The organism is Streptomyces sp. TRM64462, assembly GCF_013362995.1.
In the GTDB taxonomy this organism is placed as follows: domain Bacteria; phylum Actinomycetota; class Actinomycetes; order Streptomycetales; family Streptomycetaceae; genus Streptomyces.
Window position 1 is genome coordinate 1 of sequence record NZ_JABWDV010000103.1, and the last position, 11,941, is coordinate 11,941.

Here is an 11,941-nt window from a genome sequence, read left to right on the forward strand (position 1 = left end):
GCATGGTCGGGGCCCAGGGGTCGACCGGCGGCGCCCGGGGACGACCCCGCGGGCGGGTTCGGGCCGGTCGTGTGCGTGGGGTTCGCCCGTGAGGACCCGCCGGTGGACGCGGGCCCGCCGGTGGGCGGCGGGACGGGGCGGGACGGGGCCGTGGCCGGGGTGCGGTGGCGTTCGGGCTGTGCGGTACGGGGTGGGGGCGGGGCGACCGAGCGGTCCGCGCCGCGCGTCACCGCCTCCTGGATGGCCGCGGCCACCTCGGCGGCGCCGTCCAGGCCCTGGTCGTGGAGCAAGGCGGTGAGCCCGTCCTCGTACCCCTGGCCGACCGCGCGGACCTTCCACGCTCCCTGCCGCCGGTACAGCTCCAGGGCGACGACCGCGGACTCGCTGTCGAGCCCGGTGAGGGTGAAGCTGGCGATCTCCGTGCCGTCCAGTCCCGTGACGGCGACGAACGGCGCGGCGACGGCGCCGAACCGGTCCGGGCCCCCGATGCCCGCCGGGAGGGCGAGCAGCACGCTCACCCGGTGCGCGGTCTCGGTGACGGCCTCCAGGTCGAGGGCCAGCCGGTGCTGCGCGGCCGCCTGCCGGGACACCTCGACGCCCGGCAGGCACGGCGCGCCCGGGTGGGCGACCCAGTCGGCGCCGGCCGCCCTGCCGTTCACGTCCGTGAGCGTGGCGCCCGCCGCCACCGGTACGCCCGCCGACACGCGGATCTCCAGTCGCGTGTCGGGCAGGGGGTGGTTCTGCCCCCGGACCAGCTCGGCCGTCATCGCCTGTGTCCCCCTCGGTGGACGCGCCTGTGCGGTGCGTGTGTCTGTGTGGTGCGTGTGTCTGCGCGGTGCGTGTGCGGATGCGGGGCAGCTCCCGGCGGCCTGGTGCCTCCGGGAGCTGCGGTTCGTACGGAATACGGGTCCGGGTTACAGGTGCGGCAGGATCGCCGGCATCAGGTCCTGGAACGTGCGGCCGTTGGCCGCCTGGCCCAGGGCGGTCATCGACCAGCCGGAGCCGCTGCGGTGCACCTTCGCCATGATCTGCGCGGTGTACTGGCCACCGCCGTCGAGGGTGTAGCGGGCGAGCTCCTGGCCGTTCGTCTCGTCGACGAGGCGGCAGAACGCGTTCTGCACCTCCTGGAACGTCTGGCCGGTGAAGGAGTTCACCGTGAAGACGATCTGGTCGATGTGGACGGGGACCCGCTGGAGGTCCACGAGGATGGCCTCGTCGTCGCCGCCCTGGCCCGCGCCGCCCACGAGGTTGTCGCCGGTGTGCCGGACCGAGCCGTCGTCGCTCACCAGGTGGCGGAAGAACACCACGTCCACCGCGGTCTTGTCGGCGAACAGCACCGCCGACGCGTCGAGGTCGATCTCACGGGTGCGCGAGCCGAACAGACCGCGGCGCGGCGCCGCCTGCCAGCCGAGCCCCATCCGTACCGCGGACAGGGTCCCCCCGTCGCTCTTCTGCAGGCTGATGGCCTGACCCTTGGTCAAATTGACCGACACGCGCTGTCCCCTCTCTCTGCGTTCCCCGCGGCCGCTTCTGGGCGTGCGAGTGCGGTTTCCCAGCACCCTACGCAGCGCCGGTACGGCGGCAGCAGGGCGCCCGGCACTTTGTATCGGTGTTGCAACACTGCGGGAGCTGCGGCGCCCGGGGGCGCGCCCCGTCAGGCGATTCCCGCCTCCTTCATCTGCCGCAGCTCCTTCTTCAACTCGCTCACCTCGTCGCGCAGCCGAGCCGCGACCTCGAACTGGAGCTCCGCCGCCGCGGCCCGCATCCGCTCGGTCATCTCCTCGATGATCCCGGCCAGTTCGGCGGCGGGACGGTCACTGGTCAGCGCGCCCTTTCCGGCCGCGGCCCTGCCGCCCTTACCGGCCTTCGCGGCCTTCCCGCCGTCCTTGGCGGCCCTGGCCGTACGGGACGTGGCGCTCAGGGACGGCACCGGCGACTTGGCGCCCTTGCCGTCCTTCGTCTGCCGGTAGCCGGTGCCGAGGAGCTGCTCGGTGTCGACCTCCTCGCGCGCGATGGTGGCGACGATGTCGTTGATCTTCTTGCGGAGCGGCTGCGGGTCGATGCCGTTGGCCGTGTTGTACGCGATCTGCTTCTCGCGCCGCCGGTTGGTCTCGTCGATGGCCTGCGCCATCGCGGGCGTGACCGAGTCGGCGTACATGTGGACCTGGCCGGACACGTTGCGGGCGGCGCGGCCGATGGTCTGGATGAGGCTGGTGCCGGAGCGCAGGAAGCCCTGCTTGTCGGCGTCGAGGATGGCGACCAGGGACACCTCGGGCAGGTCCAGGCCCTCGCGGAGCAGGTTGATGCCGACGAGGACGTCGTACTCGCCGGCGCGCAGCTCGCGCAGCAGCTCGACGCGGCGCAGCGTGTCCACGTCGCTGTGCAGATAGCGGACCTGGATGCCCAGCTCCAGGAAGTAGTCCGTGAGGTCCTCGGCCATCTTCTTGGTGAGGGTGGTGACCAGGACACGCTCGTCGCGCTCGGTGCGCAGCCGGATCTCGTGGACCAGGTCGTCGATCTGGCCCTCGGTGGGCTTGACGACGACTTCCGGGTCGACGAGGCCGGTCGGGCGGATGATCTGCTCGACGAAGCCGTCGGAGCGGGACAGCTCGTACTGCCCCGGCGTGGCCGACAGGTAGACGGTCTGGCCGATGCGCTCCTGGAACTCCTCCCACTTCAGCGGCCGGTTGTCGAGCGCGGACGGCAGGCGGAAGCCGTGGTCGACGAGGGTGCGCTTGCGGGAGGCGTCGCCCTCGTACATGGCGCCGATCTGCGGCACGGTGACGTGGGACTCGTCGATGACGAGGAGGAAGTCCTCCGGGAAGTAGTCGAGGAGGGTGTTCGGCGGGGAGCCGGGATCGCGCTGGTCGAAGTGCAGAGAGTAGTTCTCGATGCCGGAGCAGGAGCCGACCTGGCGCATCATCTCGATGTCGTACGTGGTGCGCATGCGCAGCCGCTGGGCCTCCAGCAGCTTGCCCTGCTTCTCCAGCTCGGCGAGGCGCTCCTCCAGCTCCCGCTCGATGCCGTCGACGGCGCGCTCCATGCGCTCGGGGCCCGCCACGTAGTGGCTGGCGGGGAAGACGTACAGCTCGTGGTCGTCGCTGATGACCTCGCCGGTGAGCGGGTGGAGCGTGGACAGCGCCTCGATCTCGTCGCCGAACATCTCGATGCGGACGGCCAGCTCCTCGTAGACCGGGAAGATCTCGATGGTGTCGCCGCGGACCCGGAACGTGCCGCGCGTGAACGCGAGGTCGTTGCGCGTGTACTGGATGTCGACGAAGCGGCGCAGCAGCTCGTCCCGGTCGGTCTCCTCGCCGACCTTCAGGCGGACCATCCGGTCCACGTACTCCTGCGGCGTGCCCAGGCCGTAGATGCAGGAGACGGACGCGACGACCACCACGTCCCGCCGGGTCAGCAGCGAGTTGGTCGCGGAGTGGCGCAGCCGCTCCACCTCCTCGTTGATCGAGGAGTCCTTCTCGATGTAGGTGTCCGACTGCGGGACGTACGCCTCGGGCTGGTAGTAGTCGTAGTACGACACGAAGTATTCGACGGCGTTGTTCGGCAGGAGCTCGCGGAACTCGTTGGCCAGCTGGGCGGCCAGCGTCTTGTTCGGCGCCATCACGAGCGTGGGGCGCTGGAGCCGCTCGATCATCCAGGCCGTGGTGGCCGACTTGCCGGTGCCGGTCGCGCCGAGGAGCACGACGTCCTTCTCCCCCGCGCGGACACGCCGCTCAAGGTCGTCGATGGCCGTGGGCTGGTCGCCGCTGGGCTGGTACGGGCTGACGACCTCGAAAGGCGCCACCGAGCGTTCGATCTGGGATACGGGCCGCATGAGACCACCGTACGACCCGGCACTGACAGCCGGGCGACGATCACCGCCCCGGCCGCCTGGGGTGGCGGTCGCCGCGGGTCATGTCGCGGTGGCGCTGGGCCGGGATGCCGGGGAGGTGGGCGCGCGGGTCGACCGCGTTGCGGCCGTCGCGGTCGCCGCTCACCAGCAGCGGGTCGAACAGCACGACGATCCCCGCGAGCAGCAGGAACACGGCCGGTCCGACCAGCATGGGCACGAGGAGCGCGGCCGCCGTCTCGCCGCCCGCCGTGACCGCCGCGTCCAGGGCTGCCGCCGCGTCGGCGGCCCCCGCACCGACGGTGTCGACGGCTCCGACGGCTCCGACGGCCCCGACGGCCTCCACGGCGTCGATGGGGCCCGCCGCCACGGCCGGCTCGTCGACGTGCAGGTGGACGCTGACGGCGGCCATGCCCGTGTAGTGCATGCCGGACACGGCGAGTCCCATGACGAGGCTGGCGCCGAGGCTCGGCAGGAACCCGTGGACCGAGACGGCCGCCCACAGCGCCGACGTGGCGGCGACGACCGCGACGACGACCGACAGGGCCACGGTGAAGGTGTCGTACTCGAGCCTGCCCGGGATCCGCATGCCGGCCATGCCGAGGTAGTGCATGGTGGCGATGCCGAGGCCTGTTATGGTCCCTCCGGTGATCACGGCCATGGCCGTGCGGCCGTGCAGGCCCACGATGAAGACGCCGATGCCGACCATGAGGATCGCGACGGCGAGGCTCGCGAAGGTGATGGGGCGGTCGTAGTCGACCGGCGCCTCCTCGATGCTGAAGCCCATCATCGCGATGAAGTGCATGGTCCATATGCCGGCGCCGATGGAGGTGGCGCCGAGCGCCAGCCAGCCGGGGCGGAACGTCCCGGGGTGGCGCAGGGCCCTGGTCGTGCAGCGCAGGCCGAGCGCCCCGCCGAGGCAGGCCATCAGATAGGCCACGACAGGTGTGACGAGCCCATGGCTGAATCCGTCGACTGTGCCCTGCATACCCGTAGCGACCTCCACCCCTCGTCCCCGCCGCGAACCTGTGCGGGAGGGTAGTCGACGTGGTGGGCACCTGCTCGTCCGGGCCGTCGCGGCGGAGACCGCGGGGCGTTGTCAGTGGCGGCACGTACCGTGACGACATGGATGGCTACGAGCGCAGAACCGTGCGGGACACCGTGCGGGACGAGGCGCGGACCGTGGAGTGGGCCGTCGTCGGCAGCGGCGTCGGGCCGCTGCTGCTGGCCGCCACGGCGGAGGGCCTCGTCAATGTCGTCTTCCACGCGGACGAGGCGGTACGGGACCGGGCGCTGACCCGGCTCGTGGAGCGGCTCGGCGGCGTGGAGCCGGTGGCGGACGCGTCGGGGCGGCTGGCGGAGCCGATACGGATGCTGGACGCGTACTTCGCGGGCGAGCCGCGCGACGTGCGGCCGGCCCTGGACTGGTCGCTGACGAGCGGGTTCAACCGGCAGGTGCTGCGCGAGCTGGCGACGGGCGTGCCGTACGGGACGCTCGTCGGGTACGGGGAGCTGGCCGCGCGCGTGGGTCAGCCGGGTGCGGCGCAGGCGGTGGGCGCGGCCATGGGCGCCAATCCCCTGCCGGTGGTGGTGCCGTGCCACCGCGTGGTGGAGAGCGACGGGGGGCTGGGGGGCTTCGGGGGCGGCCTGGAGACGAAGCGGCGGCTGCTGGAGCTGGAGGGGGTGCTGCCGGAACCGCTGTTCTGACCGGCCCGGCAGCCGGTGGGGGCAGGGGCGGTGGATCAGGGGGCTGTGGGTCAGGGGCGGAGGGTCAGGGGCGGTGGATCAGGGGCGGTGGGTCAGGGGCGGTGGGCTGTGAGCATGGGCTGGAAGAAGCCGGTGTCCTCCGGTTCGTGCCAGCCGGCGGAGCGGAATCCCGCCTCGCCGGCGAGGTCGGTGAGCTGCTGCCGGATGAGCGCCCAGTAGGTGGCGCGGCGGACGGTCGTCGCCCAGTGGTCCGGGCCCGGGGCGGGGTCCTCGCCGGTGTCCGGCTTGAGCTGGAAGAGCTCCAGGTCGTAGTGCTCGCCGTCGTCGTGCCAGTGCCAGAGCTGGAAGGAGATGGTGCGGCCGTCCGGGCCGGTGCGGACGGCGGGTGGCGTGGACAGGGGCCGTTCGCGGCGCAGCGCGTCGTACGGGCGGGTGGTGAGCAGCAGCAGTCCGCCGGGGCGCAGCACGCGGCGCATCTCGCCGAGCGCGGTGCCGACGTCGTCGGGGGTGAGGAGGTGCGGCAGGGAGTTGTCGGCGCACACGACCGCGTCGAAGGTGGCGTCGCGCAGCGGCAGGGCCCGCATGTCGGCGGCCGCGGCCGGGATGCGCAGGCCGCGGGCGGTGGCCTCGCGGGCGGCGCGGGCGGCCGCGACGGGGCTGAGGTCGGTGCCGGTGACGTGGTGGCCGCGGGCGGCGAGGCCGAGCGCCTGTGTGCCGATGCCGCAGGCGCAGTCCAGGACGTCGTGCGGTCCGGGGCCGAGGGCCCGGGTGAGGCGGTCGTCGAGGGCGGTGCCCTGGCGGGCGACGCTCGCGTCCCAGTCCGCGTACAGCAGGTCGTAGTCGGCGGCGAGTTCGTCGTAGAAGTACCGCGCCGTGGGGGTCAGCATGAGGCCAGGTTAGGAGGGTGGTGAAGGGGTGAGGTTTGGGCGCGCGGTGGGCGCGCCAGGGATGGGTCATGCCTGAGACCGCAGTGGTGTTGTCGGAAGAGGTACGGGAGGCGCTGGCCGCGCGCCGGGCGGTGGTCGCCCTGGAGTCGACGATCATCGCGCACGGACTGCCGCGCCCGCGCAATCTGGCCGTGGCGGAGGAGTTGGAGGGGCTCGTACGAGCGGGGGGCGCGGTCCCGGCGACGATCGCCGTGCTGGACGGGGTGCCCCGGATCGGACTGGACAAGGCGCAGCTTGAGCGAGTGGCCGGGGACCCGGGCATGCGGAAGCTGGGCCGGCGCGATCTGGCGCCGGCGGTGGCGGCGGGGGCGAGCGGCGCCACGACCGTGTCCGCGACGGCGTTCCTTGCGGAGCGTGCGGGGATCCGGGTGTTCGCGACGGGCGGGCTCGGCGGCGTGCACCGGGAGTGGACGGAGACGCAGGACGAGTCGGCGGACCTGCGGGTGCTGGCCGGGACCGCGATCACGGTGGTGTGCGCGGGTGTGAAGTCGGTGCTCGACGTGCCGGCGACGCTCCAGCGGCTGGAGACGCTGGGCGTCGGGGTTCTCGGGTACGGGACGGACCGGTTCCCCGGGTTCTATCTGACGTCGTCCGGTGAACCGGTCGACTGGACGGTCCGCTCGCCGGAGGAGGTGGTGGCGGTGATGCGGGCGCAGGACGCGCTCGGCGGTGCGCGGGCGGCGCTGATCGTCGCCAACCCGGTGCCGGAGGAGCAGCAGCTGGACCCGGCGCTGCACGACCGGGTGCTGGCGTCGGGCCTGGCGGAGTGCCGGGAGCGGGGCATCACGGGGCAGCCGGTGACGCCGTTCCTGCTGGACCATCTGATGCGGCACACGGGCGGGGCGTCGCTGGAGGCCAATCTGGCGGCGGTGCGGGGCAATGTGCGGGTGGCGGCGCGGATCGCGGCGGTGTGGGTGCGGGGACGGTGGTGAACGGCCTGCTGGTGGTGGGCGATGTGGTCACGGATGTGATCGCCGTGCACGACCGGCCGCTCGCCCCAGGGACGGACACGGCCGCCCGGATCCGGCTGCTGCCGGGCGGCGCGGGGGCGAACGTCGCGTGCTGGGCGGCGCGTTCGGGCTGCTCCGACGTGCGGCTCCTGGCGCGGGTGGGCAGTGACGGGGCGTCCTGGCACGAGGCCGCGCTGGACCGGGCCGCGGTGCGGCCGCTGCTGGTGCGGGACGCGGAGGCGCCGACGGCGACGGTGGTCGCGCTGGTCGACGCGGGGGCGGGAGCCGAGCGTACGTTCCTCACCGACAGCGGGGCGGTGCTGCGGCTGTCGCGGGACGACTGGTCGCCCGGGCTGTTGGACGGGATGGGGCACCTGCACCTGTCGGGCTACCTCTTCTTCGCCGACGTGAGCCGGCGCGCGGCGACGGCGGCCATGGCGTCCGCCCGGGATCGGGGCGTGCCGGTGAGCGTCGACCCGGCGTCGGCGGGCTTCATCAGCGAGCTGGGTGTGGACCGGTTCCTGGCGGCCGTGGCCGGCGCGGACCTCCTGCTGCCGAACGCCGACGAGGCCGCGCTGCTGACGGGACTGTCCGCCCCGGAGGCGGCGGCCGCCGCGCTGAGCCACCGTGTGCCGCTGGTCGTGGTGACGCTGGGCGCGCGGGGCGCCCTGGTGGCGGCGGGCGGTGACGTCGTCGCCCGGGTGCCCGCGCTGCCGGTGCGCCCGCTCGACACGACCGGCGCGGGCGACGCCTTCACTGGTGCCTTCCTGGCCTCCCGCCTCACCGGCGCGCCTCCGGGTGACGCGGCTGCCGCGGGCTGCCGGGCGGCCGCCGAGGCGGTCACGACCCTGGGCGGGCGCCCGGGCTAGCAGGGCTGCCGCGCGCCGTGTGCGGCCCGGCGGCCGGACCAGGTGGGCGACCTGCTCGTCATGGACGGGGGAGTCCCGTCCAGGCCGGGTGGTGCGGGTCGTCGGCGCGGACGACGACGTCGGCGGCGTCCGCGGGGCCGACCTCCGTCTCGTACCGTTCGAAGGCGGGGAGCGTCCAGCGTTCCGGGGTGCGGCGGGCGAGGGCGGCGCGGGACAGACGCAGGTGGACGGTCAGGTCGAAGGGGAACCAGTGGCCCAGCAGGAACGGGCCGTGGAGCAGGAGGACACCGCCCGGGGCGAGTTCGCGGTACGGGCTGCGGGTCGCGCGGTCGGACACCGGGTCCCACAGGTCGGGCAGCACGCGGCCGTTCCCGTCCGGCTCCAGCGGGCCGAACACCTCCCGCCACAGGGCGCCCGTGTCGAACCACCCGCCGTAGTACGCGTCGGGGTCCTCCTTGCCGTACTCGTACCGCAGCGACGCCGGGCGCAGGAAACCGGACGTGCCGATGCCGAGCACCGCCCGCCCGCGCAGCCGCAGCTCCTCCGCCACGGCGTCGGCCAGGTCACCGGGCCGGGCCGCGGGCGGTCCGTCGACGGCGGCCTTCAGCCACGGGCCGCCGTCGCCCGGCCGCAGGGCGTCCAGGTGCGTGGCGAGCTCGTCGGCGAGACGTTCCCAGGTGATCGGTTCCAGTCGCACACCCCCCATCCTGCCAAGAGCCCTTGCCCTTGACCTTGGTGTCGCCGGCGGGCTGCGAGGATCCGGCGGCCCGCTTCAGCTCCCCGTCCCGCCCCGCAGTGCGGCCGCCAGCGGGCCGTCACCCGCCACCTCGATGCGCCCGTCCTTCACCCCGGCCGCGAGCGTCAGGTCGCCGCGCCCCACCGCCACGCAGGTCGCGGCGTCCATGCGCAGCCGGGCGTCCGGTGCCTCGGCGGGCCCGTCGCCGTAACCGGCCCGCTCACCTCCCACCCGTACGTGGAACACGCCCTCGTCCAGCCGGACTTCCGCGACACCCGGCTGCCCCGCGGCCTCCAGGGCGTCGACGAGCGGGACGGCGAACCAGTGCGCGCGTACGGCGTCGGTGGGGCGCGGCGCGTCCAGGGCGGGCGCGCCCCAGCGGGCGAGTTCCCGCAGCACCGGGAGCAGTGCGCGGCCGCGGTCGGTGAGTTCGTACACGTACGCGGGTGACGGCGGTGGCAGGCGGCGGCGCGTGGCCAGGCCGTCGCGCTCCATGTCCTTCAGCCGGGTGGCCAGCATGTCGGTGCTGACGCCCGGCAGATCGGCGTGCAGGTCGGTGTAGCGGCGGGGGCCGGCGAGGAGTTCACGGACGATCAGCAGCGTCCAGCGGTCGCCCACGGCGTCGAGGGCGCGGGCGGCGGCGCAGTACTGGTCGTAGCTCCGGCGGCGGTCGGCGGAACGCGGGCTCGGACGTGGCATGCGACGCAGTCTAGACGGATGGTTGGACTTTCCAAGTCCGAGCTTGGTAAAACCAAGCAACACCGTTTCCGGGGAGGTCGCCGTATGGAGTTCCGGCAGTCGAGCAAGCTGAGCGAGGTCTGCTACGAGATCCGCGGCCCGGTGATCGAACAGGCCAACGCGCTGGAGGAGGCGGGCCACAGCGTTCTGCGCCTCAACACCGGCAACCCCGCCCTCTTCGGGTTCGAGGCTCCGGAGGAGATCCTCCAGGACATGATCCGGATGCTGCCGCAGGCGCACGGCTACACCGAGGCGCGCGGCATCCTCTCCGCCCGCCGCGCCGTCGTGCAGCGCTACGAGGCCATGGGCCTCACCGGTATCGGCGTCGACGACGTCTTCCTCGGCAACGGCGTGTCCGAGCTGGTCTCCATGGCGGTCCAGGCGCTCGTCGACGACGGCGACGAGGTCCTGGTCCCCGCGCCCGACTACCCGCTCTGGACGGCCGTGACGAGGTTCGCAGGCGGGCGCCCGGTGCACTACGTGTGCGACGAGTCCGCCGACTGGTACCCGGACCTCGACGACATGGCCGCGAAGATCACCGACCGGACCAAGGCCGTCGTCCTCATCAACCCCAACAACCCCACCGGCGCCGTCTATCCGCGCGAGGTCGTCGAGGGCATCCTCGACCTGGCCCGCCGCCACCACCTGATGGTGTTCGCCGACGAGATCTACGACCGGATCGTCTACGACGACGCCGTCCACCACCCGGCCGGCGCCCTCGCCCCCGACCTGGTCGTCCTGACCTTCGGCGGGCTGTCCAAGACGTACCGCGTGGCCGGGTTCCGCTCCGGCTGGCTGGTCGTCAGCGGCCCGAGGCAGCACGCCCGCGACTACCTGGAGGGGCTCACCATGCTCGCCTCCATGCGGCTGTGCCCCAACGCGCCCGCGCAGTACGCCGTCCAGGCGGCGCTCGGCGGACGCCAGACCGTCCAGGAGCTGACCGCGCCCGGCGGCAGGCTGTGCGAGCAGCGCGACCGCGCCTGGGAGAAGCTGAACGAGATCCCGGGCGTGTCGTGCGTGAAGCCGCGCGGCGCGCTGTACGCGTTCCCGCGCCTGGACCCGAAGGTGCACCCGATCCACGACGACGAGAAGTTCGTCCTGGACCTGCTGCTGCGCGAGAAGATCCAGGTCGTGCAGGGCACCGGCTTCAACTGGCCGCGCCCGGACCACTTCCGCATCCTGACGCTGCCGTACGCGGACGACCTCGACGCGGCGATCAGCCGGATCGGCCGGTTCCTGAGCGGCTATCGGCAGTAGCCGCCGCTGTTCGCGGTTTCGCCGCCGGGGCCGTACGGGGAGAACTCCACCGACGTACGGGCTTCCTGGGTGTGGTGAGGCACTGTGCCGCGAGATCCGGTCGTGGTGGTCGAGCCGCTCCGGCCGCGCGCGCACTGTGCGGAGTGCCGCAAGGGGCCGCTGCGGCGCATGGTGCTGGAGTTCCACCAGCCGCTCTGTGTGGACTGCGCGGGCCTGGGCCCGCTGGTCTTCCTGCCGCGCGGTGACGCGGCGCTCACCCGGCGGGCCCGCGAGGCGAGCGGCCTGTGGGCGGTGGTCGTACGGCACAACAGGCGCCGTACGCGGTACGAGCGTCAGGGCATCCTCGTCGAGGGGGCCGCGCTGGCCCGGGCGGAGGCGGCCTGCCTGGCGGACGCCGAGCGGCGCGCCCGCCGCCGGGCCAGGGACGCGCAGCGCCGCGCGGCCCAGGACGTACGGTTCCGGGCCGCGCTGGCGGAGGAGATACGGCGCCTGTTCCCGGGGTGCCCCGAGGAGCGGGCCGCGGAGATCGCGGCGCACGCCTCGGTGCGCGGGAGCGGGCGGGTGGGGCGTACGGCGGCGGGGCAGGCGCTCGACGAGGGCGCGGTCACGGCCGCGGTACGGGCGTCGGTACGGCACCTCGACACCGAGTACGACAGGTTGCTGACGGACGGCGTCCCTCGCCGCCAGGCCCGCGTCCGGGTGGCACCGGTCATCGAGGCGGTGCTGGCGTCCTGGCGGCGATGAGGCGCGCCCCGGGCCAGGACCTCGGGTCCTGGCGGGTCCGCGTCGGTTCCTCGGTCAGGCGCGGTCGGCCTTCGCGGGGCGGAAGCGGCGGTAGAGCAGCGCGCCGGCGAGGACCATGCCCGCGGCCGGTACGGCCATGCCGGCGA

The 11,941-nt window shown here is 73.7% G+C and carries 12 protein-coding genes; 5 read left to right on the forward strand and 7 right to left on the reverse strand.

Features of this window, described 5'->3' with window-relative positions:
• The 4 genes from HTZ82_RS04965 to HTZ82_RS04980 all read right to left on the reverse strand — a co-directional run.
• Nucleotides 1-767: TerD family protein (locus tag HTZ82_RS04965; RefSeq protein WP_175408036.1), on the reverse strand; the 767-nt coding region annotated here is incomplete at its 3' end.
• 147 nt (nt 768-914) lie between these two features.
• Nucleotides 915-1,493 carry a TerD family protein gene (locus HTZ82_RS04970; protein WP_175408037.1) on the reverse strand — a complete coding sequence of 193 codons (579 nt, stop codon included), beginning with the start codon at nt 1,491-1,493 and terminating at the stop codon, nt 915-917.
• Between the two features lie 161 nt (nt 1,494-1,654).
• Complete coding sequence (uvrB, locus tag HTZ82_RS04975) at nt 1,655-3,832, reverse strand: excinuclease ABC subunit UvrB (protein WP_175408038.1); 2,178 nt, start codon at nt 3,830-3,832, stop codon at nt 1,655-1,657.
• A gap of 40 nt (nt 3,833-3,872) precedes the next feature.
• Nucleotides 3,873-4,835, reverse strand: a complete 963-nt coding sequence (locus HTZ82_RS04980; RefSeq protein ID WP_175408039.1) for an MHYT domain-containing protein — start codon at nt 4,833-4,835, stop codon at nt 3,873-3,875.
• A 137-nt stretch (nt 4,836-4,972) separates the two neighbouring features.
• On the opposite strand from HTZ82_RS04980, the gene HTZ82_RS04985 reads away from it, so the two are divergent.
• Nucleotides 4,973-5,554 carry a methylated-DNA--[protein]-cysteine S-methyltransferase gene (locus HTZ82_RS04985; RefSeq protein WP_175408040.1) on the forward strand — a complete coding sequence of 194 codons (582 nt, stop codon included), beginning with the start codon at nt 4,973-4,975 and terminating at the stop codon, nt 5,552-5,554.
• Between the two features lie 92 nt (nt 5,555-5,646).
• On the opposite strand, the gene HTZ82_RS04990 is transcribed toward HTZ82_RS04985, so the two are convergent.
• Nucleotides 5,647-6,441, reverse strand: a complete 795-nt coding sequence (locus tag HTZ82_RS04990; RefSeq protein ID WP_175408041.1) for a class I SAM-dependent methyltransferase — start codon at nt 6,439-6,441, stop codon at nt 5,647-5,649.
• A gap of 68 nt (nt 6,442-6,509) precedes the next feature.
• Here HTZ82_RS04990 and HTZ82_RS04995 point away from each other — a divergent pair, with 68 nt between their 5' ends.
• Both HTZ82_RS04995 and HTZ82_RS05000 read left to right on the forward strand, forming a co-directional pair.
• Nucleotides 6,510-7,433 (forward strand): pseudouridine-5'-phosphate glycosidase, encoded by a 924-nt coding sequence (locus HTZ82_RS04995; protein WP_175408042.1) that lies wholly within the window; start codon nt 6,510-6,512, stop codon nt 7,431-7,433.
• Nucleotides 7,427-8,320, forward strand: coding sequence for a PfkB family carbohydrate kinase (locus tag HTZ82_RS05000; protein ID WP_175408043.1), 894 nt, complete (start codon nt 7,427-7,429; stop codon nt 8,318-8,320). Before HTZ82_RS04995 ends, HTZ82_RS05000 begins: the two co-directional genes overlap by 7 nt.
• Before the next feature lie 58 nt (nt 8,321-8,378).
• Here the strand turns inward: HTZ82_RS05000 and HTZ82_RS05005 are convergent, their stop codons facing one another.
• Both HTZ82_RS05005 and HTZ82_RS05010 read right to left on the reverse strand, forming a co-directional pair.
• Nucleotides 8,379-9,017, reverse strand: a complete 639-nt coding sequence (locus HTZ82_RS05005; protein WP_175408044.1) for a uridine kinase — start codon at nt 9,015-9,017, stop codon at nt 8,379-8,381.
• Between the two features lie 75 nt (nt 9,018-9,092).
• Nucleotides 9,093-9,755, reverse strand: a complete 663-nt coding sequence (locus HTZ82_RS05010; protein ID WP_175408045.1) for a winged helix-turn-helix transcriptional regulator — start codon at nt 9,753-9,755, stop codon at nt 9,093-9,095.
• An 84-nt stretch (nt 9,756-9,839) separates the two neighbouring features.
• On the opposite strand from HTZ82_RS05010, the gene HTZ82_RS05015 reads away from it, so the two are divergent.
• Complete coding sequence (locus HTZ82_RS05015) at nt 9,840-11,051, forward strand: pyridoxal phosphate-dependent aminotransferase (RefSeq protein ID WP_175408046.1); 1,212 nt, start codon at nt 9,840-9,842, stop codon at nt 11,049-11,051.
• Nucleotides 11,052-11,135: 84 nt separating this feature from the next.
• Nucleotides 11,136-11,795, forward strand: coding sequence for a DUF2293 domain-containing protein (locus tag HTZ82_RS05020; protein ID WP_309235310.1), 660 nt, complete (start codon nt 11,136-11,138; stop codon nt 11,793-11,795).
• Nucleotides 11,796-11,941: the final 146 nt, after the last annotated feature.